The organism is Cellvibrio fibrivorans (genome assembly GCF_031457055.1).
GTDB lineage: Bacteria > Pseudomonadota > Gammaproteobacteria > Pseudomonadales > Cellvibrionaceae > Cellvibrio > Cellvibrio fibrivorans.
The window spans coordinates 232,988-250,241 of record NZ_JAVDVX010000005.1 but is presented as its reverse complement, the minus strand read 5'-3'; the positions used below and the strand labels follow the sequence as shown (position 1 = coordinate 250,241).

Genomic DNA, 17,254 nt, shown 5'->3' with positions numbered 1-17,254 from the left:
ATTTTCAACAAAAATGTTTTAAGCGCCAGACTTATTGGAGAACATGAGCACCAATTGCAGGCGGTCGCGCACCTGTAGCTTTTCAAAGGCGGAGCCGAGGTGAGCTTTCACCGTGCGCTCGGTAATGTCCAGATCGCGCGCGACTTCTTTATTGCTTTTACCGGCTGCGACTAATTCAGCAACGGCCTTTTCGCGGCTGGTAAGGAGCGACAGATCCGCCTGTGGAGCAGATGTCGCGGGAAGGATACGCGCCGTCGCCAACACCAGTTGCCGCATTAAATCCGCCCCCAACCACATACCACCGGCAGATACTACTTGTGCAACCTGCTCAAGCACCTGTGGAATCGCCAGATAATGCACATAACCACTCGCACCCGCTTCAAGCGCACGACGCGCCTCCTGCGTATTTTCAATCGCCGTCATCGCAATCACACGTGCACCCGCAGCACTCAAGCTTTGAATTTGGATAAAGCTCAGCTCATCACGCAGCAGCAACCACACAAACTCATCGGCATTAACATGCGGAACAGCATTGCTAATTCGCGCAGCAGGAAACGCCTGCTGCCAGCGCGGTGATTGTATTTCAGCGGGCGAAAAAAACAGGTGTTGGCTCATCGTTCAGTCATGGCATTTTGTTGCGCGCGCAGCACAGGTTTTAACAAATAGGCGAGCACGGTTTTTTTGCCGGTAAGTATGTCTACCTGCGTCATCATGCCTGGCATAATGGGCAAGCTTGGATCAAATCCAGCGCGCTCGGTGCGTACACGCACAATGTAAAAAGTGCGCTCTTTTTCGTCGGTAATCGTATCGGGGCTGATGTGTTCGACTTTACCCTTTAAACCACCATAAACGACAAAATCGTAAGCGGTGAATTTTACAATCGCTTCCTGCCCCGGATGTAAAAACGCAATATCTTTGGGCGATACTTTCGCTTCAATTAATAATTGGTCATCGAGCGGTACCATCTCCACCACTTCATGCCCCGGCTGTACCACACCACCAACCGTATTGGTAAATACGCGCTGCACAGTACCGCGCACGGGTGATCGAATTTCAGCGTATTTAATTTTGTCTGCAAGACCGGTGCTAGTCTCCGACAGCGATGCAATTTTGCTCAGCACTTCCGATAACTCATTGCGCCATTTATTGCTGGCGAGCAATTCAGTCTCGCGCAACTTTCCCTCTGACTCTTGCACAGCCAAAACCAAACGCGACTCTTGTGATAAGGCCTGCTCGCGCTCACCGCGCGCGTTGGACACATCGCCTTCCAAGCGCAAAATTTCCACTTCAGAAATTGCCCCGCTGGCGAGTAGAGGTTTGGTGACATTTAATTCTTGCGTTGATAATTCCAATGCGCGCGTCACCTGCGTTAATTTCGCACGCACTTCATTCAACTCTTCCGAACGCTGATCCAACTGGCTGCGCGCAATACTCAACTGTTCATCCAACTCTTTGCGATTGGATTCATACAGACTGCGTTCGTGGTTGACGATATCCGGTGCATCGGCCAGCAAATCATCGGCAAATACCAGCGCCGTATTCGATGTCAATGCTTGCAGGCGTGCCGCACGGGCTTGCAGCGATAAATATTCGGCGCGGTTTTCGCGAAATGTAGAAATAAATCGTGTGGGATCGATACGCAGCAACAAATCGCCTTTCTCCACTACCTGCCCTTCACGCACTAATACCTCTTGCACCACACCGCCATCAAAGGACTGGATAATTTGTAATTGCGATGAAGGAATGACTTTGCCCTCGCCGCGCGCTACTTCATCCAATGGCGCAAATGCCGCCCAGACAATGAGCAAAAAGATGATCAGGGCAATTACACGCAATAATGCGCGCGCGCGCACTGGCTCCTGCTGCAACTTCGCCCAATCAGAATCCGTAACCCAATCTTTGGGTTGCTCATGCAAAGGGTCGAGCCAGCGGGCGTAGGCTTTATCAATATAACGGGTTGCGGGCAGGCCTAATTTATCTAACCAGCGTCCAATTCGTTCAAACCAGATTTTATCGCGCGTGGCCGTCATTAGGATGCCCTCCCAATCCGGCCTTGGCGCAGCGCTTCAACAACCTGTTCTTTCGGTCCATCAGCAACAATTTTTCCACCGTCGATCACAATAATGCGATTGACTAATTCAAGCAGCGATGTGCGATGGGTAATTACCAATAAGGTTTTGCGCGCAGCAAATTGCACCAGATTGCGTTTGAACTCTTCTTCGCTGGTGTGATCCATTGCGCCGGTTGGTTCATCCATTAATAAAATCGGCGGATCACTCAAGAGCGCACGCGCAATACTGACCGATTGGCGCTGCCCACCGGAAAGTAATTGCCCCTGCTCGCCCACTGGCATCGCCAAGCCCATCGGATGCTGGTTTACAAAATCAGTGAGTCCACTCAAGCGCACAGCTTCAAGAATTGCATCATCACTCGCATGGGGTGCGCCCATGGCAATATTGTCGCGCAGTGAACCAAAAAATAAATTCACATCTTGTGATACATAACCCATATTACGGCGCAATTCAGCGGGGTCGAGCTGGCGGATATCAATACCATCGAGCAAAACTGTGCCCGCCGTCGGTTCATATAAACCGGCGATTAATTTTTCAATAGTGGTTTTGCCCGAACCATTGCGCCCGAGGATTGCTACACGCTCACCGGGATTAATTTTAAATGCAACATCGCGTAATACTTCACGTTCATCTTGCGGATATTTAAATGCTACTTTTTTAAATTCAATTCCACCTTGCAAGTGCGGACGGCTAATCCAATTTGCATCGAGTGGCCGCTCAACTGGTTTTTGCATAATCGCATCCAATGCCGTCAATGCGGTGGCGGCACTGTGGTATTGCATCAACAAACCCGCAGTTTGTCCCACCGGTGCCATAATGCGGGACGACAACATATACGCAGCGATTAACCCGCCCTGGCTTAAATTACCCTCAATAATTTGGTAAACACCAACGATGATAATAACGACTGATACCGCCTGCTGAATCCACATGGTAGTAGTGCCAACCGAGCCAGACAGCAAACGCATTTTTACACCCACACGCGATACCAGTAGCGTAGTTTTTTCCCACACTGCTTGCATGCGTCCTTCCGCACCGAGGGTTTTTACAGTTTCCAATGCGCTCAGGCTTTCAACCAAGGTGGCATTGCGTTGCGCCGATGCCTGCATGGAATTTTCTGATAACAAATGCATTTTGTGTTGTACCGCTGCGGTGTAAATCATCACCAATGCAACCCCCACTAAAATCGGGAATACCAGCGGCCAGGAAATTAATAACACGACAATTAAAAACAACAATACGAAGGGTAAATCTACCAGCGCCAAAATAGTCGCAGAAGAGATAAAACTGCGGATAGCTTCAAAGGATTGCAAACCGGAGGTAAATGATCCAACTGATGCAGGCCGCTCGGACAATTTCATTCCCAGCACCCGCTCCATGATGCTTGCAGAGAGAGTGACATCCACTCTACTTGCCGCGAGATCAACAAACCAGGCACGCATCATGCGAAGCACAAAATCGGCGCTAATGGCAATCAACATTCCAATCGACAAAACCCAGAGTGTGTCAGTGGCGTGATTAGGTACTACGCGGTCATACACATTCATCACAAACAGCGGCGATACCAGTGCAAAAAAATTAATCAACAGTGCAGTAAGCAATACATCGCGATATAAATATTTGTGGTCGGCAATAACACCCCAAAACCAATGCGCAGCGCGATTTTTTGCATTGGTTGTTTTACCAATTTCAGCCGTGCGCGCATCAAAACGTTCCTGCGGACGCACGTAGATCGCACGACCTGTGTAATGGTTTGTCAGCTCAGCGAGAGGGACGTTTACGACTGCATCGCCAAGCTCTGGATAAAGTACTTGCGCAATATCGGTTTTCACAGCCAACAAAACGCACGCTTGATTATTATTCAATAAGAGTACTGCAGGAAAAAGAGCACTATTTAGCTCGGGCAAATCACGTTGCACGATCTTGCTAGTGAGGCCAGCGCGTTTGGCGGCGCGGGTAAATAAAGAGGGTGTAAGTTGCTGTGCGTCCAATGGCAACCCTGCCAACAGTGTTTCGCGAGTACTCGTGATCTGGTGCGCACGCGCAATGAGCAATAAGCACTCAAGCAGTGGCCCGCCGGCACTGGCAGCCAAGGAAACATCCGTGGAAAGTTGAACATCAAGGGTCATTGTGGCTCCGGGAGCGGCAAGCGGGCAAAACCCACCAATAGCAAAATGTATCGCTAGTCAGATCAAAAGCCTCTGTAATATAGATGGCCATTGCAGCACACGCAATTTGATTGCAAAACATCTGCGGTGCGCGCATAAAAAAACGCATCAAATTACCGGAATTTGATGCGTTCTTGGCAGCGCTAAAACAAGTACCTGACTATTCGCTACGCGTCACTGTGACATCAACACGGCGATTAGCGGCTTTACCAACAACGCTGGTATTGTCGGCCACCGGGCGAGTTGCGCCAAAACCGTCAACGGTCATAGGAATTGTCTCCAATCCATTCAATACGAAATAATCACGTACACGCTGCGCACGCGCTTTTGATAGTGGAATATTGAGCGCATCAGTACCAGTATTATCGGTGTGGCCTTCAATACTGATTTGCACAACCTTGGCGGTCGCTTTGATATCAGCAATCAGTTGATCCAGTTTTTGTGCTGCACCCGCTTTTAATTGCGAACTGCCCACATCAAATAATGCATCACCTGCGAGTGGCGTTAACTCGCTGATCAAATCGTCACGCCCCAGCGCTTCAGGCGCAACATCCGGACAAGCAGATTCAGAAATATTCAGCGAATCATTAACCTTGGTTTCATGCAGAATGCCCAGACCATCACGCACTATACCCAATGCTGGCAACAAGCTTCCCATCGCGGCCAATGAACGTGCGTAAGCAATTTCCAAATCACCGTTAGCGATAATCAACGCGCGGCTCGCTTGGAAATATTCATTTTCGGCATCAAGCAAATCAAGCAAAGTACGCTGACCAATATTGAATTGCTCGGAGTAGGCAGCACGCACTTTATCGCTAGAAATTCGGTGTTGTTGCAATGAGGTGAGTTGCTCACGAATACGCTGGGCGTCGTTGTAGGCAATTTGGGTGTTCTGGCGTAAATCAACACAGGCTTGATCGCGCAAATCTTTTGCCTGATTTACTTGCTCCAATGAACGACGCACTGCAGCGCGGTTGGCGCCGCCGCTGTACAGATTATAAGTAAGGGCCAATTCGACTGCACTTTCATCACCATAGCTATCGGGATCGGTGCGATTATCGAAACCGTTTTGGTTGCGGCTGGTCACTTGGCGCGCGCGCAATTCTGCTTTGGGATAATAGCCAGCGCGCTCAACTTTTACGGCGGCCTGCGCAGCGCTGATATTTTTAATCGCCGCATGGAAACCGGGGTTACCTTGATAGGCGAGCGTTAATGCCGAGCGAATATTTTCCGGCAATTTTTTCTGGGTCAAATCAACTTCCGCCAGATCTTCCGCAGGCAATTGCCCAACTACACGCAAATAGCGCGCAGTGACATCGTGCAAATTGGACGCTTCGGTTAACAAATTGGATTCCGCTAATGCCAGGCGACCCGCAACTTGCTCCAGATCGACCCGACGACCAACACCGGACGTTGCGCGCTCTTCGATTTGGCCAAACACCTCTTGATGTTTCACATAATTGTTACGCGCCAAATTAACCAACTCGCGATTACGTTTCACATCCTCATAAGCGCGTACAGCCTCAAGTGCAGTGGTTTCTATGGTATTCAGTAATTCGTAGTAACGTACCAAACGCGCGCTGTCAAAACGATCGACTTCACCCGAAGTGCGGAATCCATCAAACAGCATTTGGCTGAGCGTGACTTGGGCCTGATTATTGGTATAGCTAGCTCGGCCGTCGTAATCGCGATTAGTTTTTCCTGTCGATACACCTATATCGACGCTAGGCAGATAGCCAGCGCGCGCAACGCGCACATCATGTGTAGACGCACTAAATTCATGCCAGCTCGCTTGTACATCGGGGTTGGATTCTATCGCTTGCAGGGCGGCATCTTTTACATTGTTTGCGGCGGTGCTTTGTGCAGCCGCCTGGCCAGTGAACGCAAATACCGACATTAATACTAATGAATGGGAAATCAGTGATATGCGTTTTAAAAGCGCGATGCGATCAAAAAGAGAAAGTGCCATTAGAATTTTCCACATGGGTTGCACGTAACAGTTATCAACAAATAATAAGTAGGTATCAGACTGACAAATAGCTTGGGCGAATCGTTTCGCACAGGATGCGAGTTCATTAACTGAACTCAGGGAGGCAAGAAAATCCCTATTGCAGAAGCCAAACCACCGCATCCGGACAACAAAATCCAGGAACTTTGGTATAACTTTATAGTAGATAGCGTTGGGAATAAAAACAGGGTTTTTAGATCAGCCACCGCGTTTGTGGCACAAAAAACATCCAAACCAACGTTTTCATCATAACTCATCGATGCTTTATGCCACAACAGTATTTGCATTTGTGACTCAAATCACATTTTTTTAATTACCTCACGCACGTTAGACCCTTGGGAAAATAGAAAAATGATCAATTTTTGCTATATACATTGATCGTAAAGTCCAAAGTATCCCGCAACTCACTGGCGAGTATCGAATCCCGCAGCTCCGGTGCTAACCGCCAGGCAAATGGAGTCATGGCTAAAAGTGCTGCGCAGATGTCCGGCTCGTTCACGCGCAAATTGCTCCCCAAACGATGATGCTCTACTACTGCGAAACCTTCGGGTGTCATTGGCTGAGGATGCGGGCGCACCTCCTTGTATATTCGCGCGCGTAAACCCAGCAGATGATTTTCGCCGGGCGCCACTATAACTAACTTGCCGCCCGGTTTTATTACACGACATAACTCGGCGTCTTTGCTGGGGGCATAAATTCGGGTGACCACATCCATAGAGTTATCGGCCAGAGGCAAATCAAAACTCGATGCCACGCAGTATGTCAGCCCGGTTTTATCCTTCGCCGTTTTTGCCGCGAGCCGCACACCCGCTTTGGCGATATCAATTCCATAGATCTGCGCTTGGGGTAAGGCATCAGAAAATCCCGCCGTGAAATAACCTTCACCACAACCTATATCAAGCAAAGTTGACGTTGTTGCTGGCAATAACTCTTGCAGCCGCATTTTGAGTGGATCAAAAAATCCCGCCTGCAAAAATTGGCGGCGCGCCTGCAACTGTTCTTTGGCATCGCCAGGTTCACGCGAATGTTTATTTTGTACGGGCAATAAATTGAAGTAACCCTCTTTCGCGCGATCAAATTGATGGCGATTTGCACAAGCCAAGCCTTGGGTATTTTGTAGCAGAGGTTGACAGCAAAGCGGGCAGCGCAAATCTTTCATAATAATTATCAGAAAAAGTGACGATCACGAAAAGGAAAAAGCGCGCAGGATGACGACTCACTGATCATTTAGCAAGTCAAATAGAGATGACAAGCGCACGCAACTAATTACGATAGTTAGTTGCGTGCCTTGAGGTTGATTAATCTTCGTCAGTCACTTCGTAACGGTCGATAATATCGCGCACCAAACCACTGCGCACTATATCTTCGCGTTCAAACTCATGAATATAGACGTTAGACAAACCGTCCAACAAATTGACTGCATCCTCCAAGCCGTTGGGGCCGCGAATATCACTCTGTTTAATATCGCCGTTGATGACGACCTTGCAATCTTCGCCTATCCTGGTCAGAAACATTTTCATCTGCGCCGGGCTAGCGTTTTGCGCTTCATCGAAAATCACAAAGGTTTTGCTATTAAAGGTTTTACCACGCATAAAGGCGAGCGGGGCTGCAACTATACGGCCATGACGCAAACAATATTCCACAGTTCCAGCGCCGAGGCGTTCGTTTAAAATATCGCGGAAGGCATCAATATACACAGAAAATTTTTCGTCGAGATCGCCCGGTAAAAAACCGAGATTCTCACCAGACTCCACCGCTGGGCGCGTGAGGATTATGCGCTCAATACGCCCCGATTCCAGCGCCTCTGCTGCCAAGGCACCAGCACAATAACTTTTACCGGTACCGGCAGGGCCGATACCAAAAGTCAGCATGTGGCTGTTGATAGCATTAATGTACTGCTGCTGGGATTTTGTTTTAGCGCGAAGTGGTTGGGGGGAGCGAGGGGGAGAGTAAGCTGTTTCGACTTGCTGCGAGCGGGATTTTATTTCGACAATGTTGTCATCACTGCGTTGATTCTTTCGCGATTTATGTCGCGACGCTGGGTAGCTGGTATCATCGTATGAGTGATGGTTTGCACTACGTCTGGCATGCGTTTTTCTTGCCATAAAGAATAATCCCCTTCAGGTCTGAAAATAATACGGGCGATGTTGCAAAAGCCCAATATCGTGAAGTTACCCGAGAACGCAATTTTCTATGGAATGATGTCTGTGTCATTTACCCCCTTCTATTACTCATTGATCAGTTGATAATTCAAAATTCAACGCTGATTAAAAAACAATAAAACATATCGAGTAAAGCACTTGCAGTAAAACACATCTACTAAAACAAAAGTCTGTGACAGATAGATTACGCTGGCACTAGCCAGAAATCTACTTTGGGAACGCACATGAAGCTGTTATCACTCGACGACAAACTTCACATACTGATGAGGCGGCTACTGGTTAATTTCACCACCTTTGACTTGATACTAGGCTTATTTTAAAAAGCGGTCAATCACTTAATTGAAATAAAATTGACATGACTATAACGCATAAGCAGGGGCGCAAGCGCGACCCCCTTACTCGTCATTATCATCAATCTGTTTGGTGATTTTCTTTTTCGGTGGAGCGAAACCATCAACTGCAGCAACCACCTTCAGTGCAGTAGGTACACGGCGATTACCGATATTTTTCTTGTCGCGCTCACGCACCTTCACTTTAGGGGCTTTGGTATCGTCTTTTTTATCTTTTGCTGTTGTTTTCTTTTTCGTACCAACCGACTTGCCAGACGATTTGGTTTTATCCGGGCCTTGATATTTGCCCTTCAAACCCGGCATAGTAATTAGCTCGAAGGTTGCGCCCAGATAACGTTCGATTCCTTTGGTGAGATTCCACTCTTTCGCATCCACCAAAGACACCGCCCTGCCCTCGTTATCGGCGCGACCAGTCCGGCCGATGCGATGTAAATATTCATCGCCCGAATACGCCATATCCATATTCACTACCAGTTCAACGCCGGGGATATCCAAACCGCGCGCTGCCACATCGGTTGCGACCAAAACCGTCGTTCTGCCCTGACGAAAATGATCGAGCGTAATCTTGCGCTGGTCTTGCGTTATATCACCGTGCAAAGTGCCGACGCGAAATTTGTTATAACGCAGTAAATTATCCAGCTGCGAGGCTTTGAGCTTGGTATTGGTAAAAATAATGACTTTTTCAAACGTCGATTTTTGCAGTAGTGCAACCAACAATTTTTCTTTGTGCTTGTAATCATCGGCCAATAGCATTTGCTGGGTGATAGCGTTGGGCTTTTCGTCGATATAAATTTCTTCGGCTGCACCCAAAATCACTTGTTTAATCAAATGGCGTAGACCTTTTTGCTCCATAGTGGCAGAGAACAGAAACGTCTGGCGCTCGGGGCGGCAGGTGTTGGTGATTTTCAGCACGTCATCGCTCAACCCCATATCGAGCATGCGATCCGCTTCATCTAATACCAAAAATTCCAAACCGGAAAAATCTGTGGATTTATGAGAGATATGCTCACCTAATCGCCCGGGCGTGCCCACTACGATTTCCGGGTTTTTACGCAACATGGCCTTTTGATACTTTAATTCCTCACCGCCGCATACCATTCCCACTTTCAAGCTAGTGAACTTGAGAAGCTGTTCCGCGTTTTTCACAATTTGGCGAGCGAGTTCACGTGTAGGAGTAAGGATGAGAATGCGGGTTGAGCTCGGGTTCACCGGAGGCCTGGCCAAAATCGCCTGAATCGCAGGTAGCAAAAATGCTGCTGTTTTGCCGCTGCCAGTCTTGGAACTGACAATAAGATTCTCGCCTGCCACTGCCGCCGGAATCGCTTTGAGCTGAACCGGTGTGGGCTGTTCGTAACCCAATACATCAATCGCTTTGCGCAATTGGCTATCGCTAATCAGGTCGTGAAAAACAGGCTGAGTCATTAAGAACCTCGATATTCAGTAAAAAAGATGGGTTTTACCCGCAAAAGGCCGCGCAATCTACGCAGGGTTGAACAAATTATCAACCAAAACCGGCTAAAATGCTGGCCTTTGAATGAACCAGAGCAAGTCTATGCGCATTATGTTGGCCCCGATGGAGGGCGTTGTTGAACATCATGTACGCGACATACTATCGCGGATTGGTGGATTGGATGGCTGTGTGACCGAGTTTATCCGCGTTACTGACCAAAAACTGCCTTACAAAGTCTTTTATAAGTACGCGCAAGAGCTCGAAAGCGAATGCAAAACGCCAAACGGTACGCCAGTGCGTGTGCAATTGCTCGGCAGCAAACCTGAACCAATGGCAATCAATGCATTAGAACTTGTCCGCTATGGCGCCAAGGCAATCGATTTGAACTTTGGCTGCCCCGCTAAAACAGTCAACGCCCATGAGGGCGGCGCGTGTCTGCTGCGGACACCTGACCGCGTTTACTCCATTATTAAAGCCGTACGCGATGCCGTGCCGCGCAACATCCCTGTCACCGCCAAAATTCGCTTGGGTTACGAAGATCGCAGCAGCTATCTGGATAACGCCCGCGCCGTAGAAGCCGCTGGCGCCGACGAACTAACAGTGCACGCCCGCTCCAAAGTGGATGGCTACAAACCGCCCGCCTATTGGAGTTATATCGCCGATATCCGCGCTGAATTGAAAATTCCCGTTATCGCGAATGGAGAAATTTGGTCAGTAGAGGATTACCTGCGCTGCCGTGAACAATCGAACGGTGCTGATGTGATGCTCGGGCGTGGTTTGCTTGCCTGCCCGGATCTCGCACGCCAGATCAAAGCGCATATTAAAGGTGAAGATTACACGCCACTGACCTGGAACCAGATCTGCAACATGCTTTACGAATACTACAAACTCACCACGCCGCTTTATTGCGAGCGCAATTGCGGCAACCGCGTTAAGCAGTGGTTGATGTATTTGAGCCGCGAATACCCGCAAGCGACAGTTTTTTTTGACGCGATCAAGCGCAAAACAACGCCACAAGAAATTGATGAATGTTTTGCTGATGCGTTACAAGCCTGCCACTAATTTATCTCAGCAAAAATAATTTATCGCCCATAAAAAAGCCCGTGATCAACACGGGCCTTGCTCTCTCACCGTCGATTATTGTCTTTAACATTTAATGCAATAATTCATCGAATCCGCCAATCAAGTCTTTGGTTTCGTCAATTCGTTCTATTAATTTCACCAGATTAATACCCAGTTTGATCGCTACATCATTGGGAAAGTTCTCCACCAAGGTTGCACCGCCATCTTTCTCGTTCTCGTGGACTATATAGTCCGCAAGATTGATTAGCGCCGCAAACCGTGAGAATTCCGGCGCATCCAATGGATTTAGCTGATGGCGAATACCCTCAACTATCGCATCAGGAAACTTCCAGCGATTCGCCAACTCAGCACCCGCTTCAGGGAAATTAAAACCCAGCACATTCTTTTCGATATCTGAATTGCGCGCGCCGCGATCGACAATTTTTTGGATCTCTTTGCACTCGTCCGGCAGAATGATATGGATAAGCAATTCACCGATATTGTGGATCATGCCGCAGGTGAAGGCGGTCTCCACATCATCTTTGGAAAACTTCGCTAACCATTTACAGGTACTTGCGACCGCAAAACTGTTATGCCAAAACGCGGGTAAATCAAAGCCATCCGGCGCCTTAAAAGCACCCGTCATGCCGGACGCAAGAACCAACGTACGAACTGCATTAAATCCCAAAATAAATACAGCATCACTCACTGAGCCTACTTTGCGGTTGCCGCCATAGTGGGCTGAGTTAGCTGCACGCAAGACTTTAGCAGTCAGTACCTGGTCAGCACTGATTTTTTTTGCGATAGCCTCATTATTAATATTTTCATCGCCAAAACTCTCTATTAACTCTTGGACCACTTTGGGAATATTTGGCAACTTCTGTGCGTTATCGATTAAGTTTTTTAAATCCACAATACCCTCTCTCATATAGAAATCTTATAGACGTTAGTAAATGCCAGCGAAAACGCTTTACCTGAATTGGGTATAGCAAAGGATGAATGGATAGCAACAGCCAAAATAAAGATTTGGAATTTAATGACGAAGATTTAACACAGGAGGAAGTCTAAAAACGAAAAAGCCCGTCATTTCTGACGGGCTTTTTTATATGGTGCACTCAGGAGGATTCGAACCTCCGACCGCTCGGTTCGTAGCCGAGTACTCTATCCAGCTGAGCTATGAGTGCGTTGTTGAGGCGCGCATTTTATTGATCGGGGTTCAGTGAGTCAAGCGTTTATTTGATTTTCTTTTCTAAGACTCTCAAATTAATGCTTTATAAATCAATGAAATACAATTTTCGATCAACCTGTACAACGAGCGAACTAACTGCTGTTATGCACGGAACTGTACAGTAAAACTTTATTCAAAAATGGCGGTGAGAGAGGGAGTCGAACCCTCGATACCTTGCGGTATACACACTTTCCAGGCGTGCTCCTTCGGCCACTCGGACATCTCACCGTTTTTACCGCACTAATTTACCTGCGGGCTCCGCCGAAAACACCATCCAAAGTACCCCCTGCGAAGGCGCGCTAATGTACACAAGCAAGCTTGCAAACGCAATCTTATTCCTGCGGCCATGCGCTAAAAAAGTCAGCGGGATTTTGTTCGCGCGGTGCGTGTGGTGGGACCGTGGGTGTGCCCATATAAATGAAGCCAATAATTTCTTCACCTTCGATTAACCCCAGCCCCTCTTTCACTGCCGGGTCATAAGCCATATCTCCCGTGCGCCACACCGCGCCGACATTCGTTGCAAAGGCAGCGTTGAGAAGATTTTGGGTGGCGGCGCCAGCGGCGATGATTTGTTCGATCTGCGGCACTTTGGGATTGGGCCGGCACTTGGCGATGGAGATGATAATCATAGGCGCTCGCTGCGTCATAGCGTGGCAGCGATCCAACTCTGACTGCGTGACCTCTGGATTCCTGGCGGTAGCAACTTTGGCAAACAATTCACCAAGCCTGACTAACCCCTCCCCCTCCACAATTAAAAATCGCCATGGATGCATGTTGCCGTGGTCGGCCGCCCGCAGTGCCGCTTTGAACAATACGGTTAATTGCTGCAGTGTGGGTGCCGGCGCCGTGAGCCGCGGGGTCGATACTCGCTGGTGTAGTGCTGTTATTGCATCCATAAAACCACAAACCTCATTTATAAATCATTAAATACGCAGACCAGATTGACGTCTAAAGTATAGACAAGTCGAATATTGGCTGAATCTGTACCATACTTTCAGGCAGATATGCTAGTCAGCGATTATAGAGTCGATTGCGGCAATAAGGTTGCTGTGTATCTGTTCATTATCAATCCTTGCGGCCGACAATAATATGCAAGTCCCAACCCTTGTGCTCGCAGTAGCCTTAGAGATTTATCTGCTGTTACTTATTGCAACCGCAGTACTGATTTTTTATGCACTAAAACAAAAGAAGCTCATTCGCCGGCAACAAGACAAATTGCGCGAATTAATTGAGACAATTAAAACTGAAAGCCCCACCCCTGCTCCTGCCGGGAAATCCTACAAGCAACTCATCTATGAGCAACTGGAACTAACCCAGGAGCGTTTTGCCCTGATTGCCCCGCGCAGCGATATTAGCGAAGCGCAACCGGCCGACTTGCCTATTAATCAACGCATAGTCGCATTGCGCTACGCTTTCCTGCGCGCTGAGGAATTGGGCACTACCGAAGTACCCGGCAGTGAAGGTTATTGGAATGTCTTTCGCCAGACTTTAGAACCACTCCTGCATTCGACAACCGATACCGCCCTTGATTTACCCCTGGATACATCACTCGATACCGCCAGTAATGAAGAGTTGGAGATGTATAAAAAGCGGGTCGAGAATCTGGAAAAATTCAAAAAGCTGTTTTTTGATTTGGAGAAGCGCTGGAACGAAGCACAAGCCAATGCCCAAGGTTACTACAATGAACTCTATGCGATGGCCAATGGTGTCGAGGATCGCGAAAGATACGAAATGCTATTAGGGCAATATGGCAACAGTTACAACGAAATAACCCACTACATGCATTCGACTAACGCCGCAATTACAGGGCAGCCAGTTGAAAATAAGACAATTAATATCATCCGTCAGGATCCGCGCGCTGCAGAAGAAATTATGAAACTGCGCAATGTGGCTGCAGATCAATATCGGGTCATCAGCAATCTACAGCGTAAACTGGAAGAAGCGGTGACCGCCGAAGAGAAGGATTTGGTTATTAAAGAATTAGAACAGCAGTTGCAACGGCAAGTGCGCTTTGTGCAGGAGTCCGACACCTGCGTCCAATTACTGGAAGAGGAGCTCAACAAGGCTAACGAGAAAATTGCTGAGCAGGAAGGCATTATTGAACACGAACACGAGCTCGAAGAAGAAAATCAACGCATTAAGGAAACACTGCACAACTTTACCCATGAGAGCAAAGAGCTGCTAGGCAACCTGGAAGATCTGGAACGCGAAAATGATCAGCTCAAAAATAGCCTCGAGCACAGCGTTTCAGAGCCAGATGTAAGCCCGGCAAATCTGCAACAAATCCAGTCTGAATTTGCTGAATTGCGTAAGCAATATACCGAATTGGAAGAAAAATACCTGGAATTGAAGTTTAAATAATAAGCAACCAGAAAAGTCGCTTAGGTTTCCACCAACAAGTAGACATTTCCAACAAAAACCCGTTTAATTCACTCGCTTGGGCAAGCGGCACCACATTTTATAGGGATTGACTTACTGACCAAATAACAACAAGGTTTTCGTCCAATGAACAGTAAGACCGACAGTCAACAGCTGCAAACTGAATCCCCAATACAGCAGTACTATTTCCGTGCTCTTATCTGCTTTGCCGCTTCTGGTACGCTGGCCTCCTTTATTGATTGGAATCATCCCAGCCTCGCCCACATGGGTGTTATTGTATTTTTACTGATCTACGCTTACGCCACTTACCATTTCACCCGCAAACAAATTCCCGAACAAATGAGCCGCATTAATCGCTGGTTATCCCATGTGGATGCTGCGCTTATCGGTGTTGTACTGAGTCTGACGGACTTTAGCATCCTGCCCTGTGTAATGTTTCTGACCATGATTCAATTTAACGCGCTGATTAGCGGCGGCGTACGTAAATTGATGGAAGACAATAGCGCATTTGGAGTCGGCGTGATCTTGAGCCTGATTATCCACAAGCCGCAGCTGGTACTGTCCAGCAGTATCGAAATCAGTGCCGCCAGTTTGATTGGTGTAGCCACCTATTTTTTAGTCTACGCCATTTATATGCACCAACGTTTTCACAAATTAATGATCAGTCAAAAGCAGCTGGAAAACGAACAAAAATGGCACAAAATCCGCGTTTATAAATTATCCCGCTACCTACCACCAACCGTATGGCAAGCGATTAATCGCGGCGATGATAAAAACCTGCAAGCAGAACGCAAACGCATCAGCGTGTTTTTTTCGGACATCAAAGATTTCAGTCAGCTGTCAGAAGAAATTGAAGCAGAAGCCTTGACCGAATTGCTCAACCACTACCTCACTGAAATGTCCAAAATTGTTGCCCACTACGGCGGCACTATCGATAAATTTATGGGCGACGGCATTATGGTGCTGTTTGGCGATAGCAATAGCAAAGGCGTAAAAGATGATGCCACCCGTTGCGTCGCCATGGCCATTGCTATGAAAAAGCGCATCAAGTCAATGCAAGTAGAATGGTTTAACCAAGGCATTAAAAAGCCACTGCAGGTACGCATGGGCATCAATACCGGCTATTGCACAGTAGGTACATTCGGTACATCCAATCACTTGGATTACACCGTGCTAGGGACGCAAGTTAACCTCGCAAGCCGTCTTGAATCTGCTGCAGAGCCTGATGAAATTTTAATCTCGCACGAAACTTGGTCACTGGTAAAAGACACAGTCATGTGCCGCGATAAAGGTGAAATTCAGGTCAAAGGCTTCTCATTGCCTGTGAAAGTTTATCAAGTCGCAGACTTGCGCAAAGAGATGGGTAAAAACCAAAGCTATTTTGAAGATCGCGCGGAGGGTTTCTCCATGTATCTGGACATGGATAAAGTGCGCAACTACGATAAACAAAAAGTGATCGAATCACTTGAGAAAGCAGCAAGCCGTTTGAAAGACAAAGTCATCGTATAAAATTACCAGTAGTGCTGAAGCACTACTGGCGAATCAAACGCAGCAACTCGGGTTTTGTGTTTGGGTTGCTGGAGCGAAACGGGTTGATATCCAACCCACCGCGCCGCGTATAACGTGCATACACAACCAATTCCTCAGGCTTACAAACCCGCGCAATATCACTGAAAATTCTCTCTACGCAATGTTCGTGAAAATCCTGATGCTCACGAAATGAAATAATGTAGCGCAGCAAACTCTCCCGCTGGATTTTATTGCCCTTGTAGCGAATCACAAGACTCGCCCAATCCGGCTGGCCGGTAACAGGGCAATTGGTTTTTAGCAGGTGACTGACCAAACATTCATCTGCGATCCCCAGCTCAGTAGTAAGCAACTCGGGCGCCGGATGATAGCAATCAACAGCCACTGTCAAATCATCCAATAACTCGCCTTCCACCTCGGCAATCTCCGCCAGGTGATGTTCAGGACGCACCGACGCTGTTAACGGAATAATAGTCGCACGGACATCGGCATTGGTAATGCGCGCAAGATCTTTGGCAAGCAGCAATTCCACTTCTGCAACATTTTCAAAACGGGTTTGATTCAACGAATTCAAATACAACTTGAAGGATTTTGACTCCACAATAAATTCACTGGTACAGGGAATAAAAAACTCGGCAATAGCAACAACCGGCTTCCCCAATGCGTCAAGCCAGGACAATTCATACCCCGTCCATATATCCATTCCATAAAAAGGCAATGTATCGCCTATTCCCAATAGTGCACGCGACTCGGCGCGCGGAATAGGAAATAATAAATGCGGAGCATAAACAGATACATAGTCTGTTTGGCGACCAAGTGGATTATGGTTCATACAGTTTCCAATAATT

General features: G+C 47.7%; 13 protein-coding genes and 2 tRNA genes. 3 read left to right on the top strand and 12 right to left on the bottom strand.

Translation table 11 applies throughout. The features are described 5' to 3' along the window. Nucleotides 1-18: 18 nt before the first annotated feature. The 7 genes from J2X05_RS14485 to J2X05_RS14455 all read right to left on the bottom strand — a co-directional run bounded on the left by J2X05_RS14485 (nt 19) and on the right by J2X05_RS14455 (nt 10,182). The gene (locus tag J2X05_RS14485) at nt 19-615 is read right to left on the bottom strand and encodes a LuxR C-terminal-related transcriptional regulator (RefSeq protein ID WP_310073640.1); all 597 of its coding nucleotides are present in this window, start codon (nt 613-615) and stop codon (nt 19-21) included. Next, nucleotides 612-2,030, bottom strand: a complete 1,419-nt coding sequence (locus J2X05_RS14480) for an HlyD family type I secretion periplasmic adaptor subunit (protein ID WP_310073638.1) — start codon at nt 2,028-2,030, stop codon at nt 612-614. The genes J2X05_RS14485 and J2X05_RS14480 overlap by 4 nt, the downstream gene beginning before the upstream one ends. Further along, entirely contained in the window at nt 2,030-4,201 is a 2,172-nt protein-coding gene (locus J2X05_RS14475; RefSeq protein WP_310073635.1) for a type I secretion system permease/ATPase, read from the bottom strand. Before J2X05_RS14475 ends, J2X05_RS14480 begins: the two co-directional genes overlap by 1 nt. Before the next feature lie 199 nt (nt 4,202-4,400). Next, nucleotides 4,401-6,209 (bottom strand): TolC family outer membrane protein, encoded by a 1,809-nt coding sequence (locus tag J2X05_RS14470; RefSeq protein ID WP_310073634.1) that lies wholly within the window; start codon nt 6,207-6,209, stop codon nt 4,401-4,403. Nucleotides 6,210-6,603: 394 nt separating this feature from the next. Beyond that, nucleotides 6,604-7,407 carry a putative RNA methyltransferase gene (locus J2X05_RS14465; protein ID WP_310073633.1) on the bottom strand — a complete coding sequence of 268 codons (804 nt, stop codon included), beginning with the start codon at nt 7,405-7,407 and terminating at the stop codon, nt 6,604-6,606. Nucleotides 7,408-7,546: 139 nt separating this feature from the next. After that, nucleotides 7,547-8,353 carry a PhoH family protein gene (locus tag J2X05_RS14460; RefSeq protein ID WP_310073631.1) on the bottom strand — a complete coding sequence of 269 codons (807 nt, stop codon included), beginning with the start codon at nt 8,351-8,353 and terminating at the stop codon, nt 7,547-7,549. Between the two features lie 452 nt (nt 8,354-8,805). Next, complete coding sequence (locus J2X05_RS14455) at nt 8,806-10,182, bottom strand: DEAD/DEAH box helicase (RefSeq protein WP_310073629.1); 1,377 nt, start codon at nt 10,180-10,182, stop codon at nt 8,806-8,808. 130 nt (nt 10,183-10,312) lie between these two features. Between J2X05_RS14455 and J2X05_RS14450 the strand changes: the two genes are divergently transcribed. Continuing rightward, on the top strand, nt 10,313-11,272 hold the full coding sequence (locus J2X05_RS14450; RefSeq protein WP_310073628.1) for a tRNA dihydrouridine synthase: 960 nt from the start codon (nt 10,313-10,315) through the stop codon (nt 11,270-11,272). 91 nt (nt 11,273-11,363) lie between these two features. On the opposite strand, the gene J2X05_RS14445 is transcribed toward J2X05_RS14450, so the two are convergent. The 4 genes from J2X05_RS14445 to J2X05_RS14430 form a co-directional block, all read right to left on the bottom strand. After that, nucleotides 11,364-12,200, bottom strand: coding sequence for an HDOD domain-containing protein (locus J2X05_RS14445; RefSeq protein WP_310073626.1), 837 nt, complete (start codon nt 12,198-12,200; stop codon nt 11,364-11,366). 179 nt (nt 12,201-12,379) lie between these two features. Next, a tRNA-Arg gene (locus J2X05_RS14440) sits at nt 12,380-12,456 on the bottom strand. Nucleotides 12,457-12,640: 184 nt separating this feature from the next. Further along, a tRNA-Ser gene (locus tag J2X05_RS14435) sits at nt 12,641-12,728 on the bottom strand. A gap of 104 nt (nt 12,729-12,832) precedes the next feature. Then, nucleotides 12,833-13,396 (bottom strand): nitroreductase family protein, encoded by a 564-nt coding sequence (locus tag J2X05_RS14430; protein ID WP_310073624.1) that lies wholly within the window; start codon nt 13,394-13,396, stop codon nt 12,833-12,835. 193 nt (nt 13,397-13,589) lie between these two features. Here J2X05_RS14430 and J2X05_RS14425 point away from each other — a divergent pair, with 193 nt between their 5' ends. After that, nucleotides 13,590-14,861 carry a hypothetical protein gene (locus tag J2X05_RS14425; RefSeq protein ID WP_310073622.1) on the top strand — a complete coding sequence of 424 codons (1,272 nt, stop codon included), beginning with the start codon at nt 13,590-13,592 and terminating at the stop codon, nt 14,859-14,861. 144 nt (nt 14,862-15,005) lie between these two features. Further along, nucleotides 15,006-16,388, top strand: coding sequence for an adenylate/guanylate cyclase domain-containing protein (locus tag J2X05_RS14420; RefSeq protein WP_310073621.1), 1,383 nt, complete (start codon nt 15,006-15,008; stop codon nt 16,386-16,388). Between the two features lie 22 nt (nt 16,389-16,410). On the opposite strand, the gene queF is transcribed toward J2X05_RS14420, so the two are convergent. Then, nucleotides 16,411-17,238 (bottom strand): NADPH-dependent 7-cyano-7-deazaguanine reductase QueF, encoded by an 828-nt coding sequence (gene queF, locus J2X05_RS14415; protein ID WP_310073620.1) that lies wholly within the window; start codon nt 17,236-17,238, stop codon nt 16,411-16,413. Nucleotides 17,239-17,254: the final 16 nt, after the last annotated feature.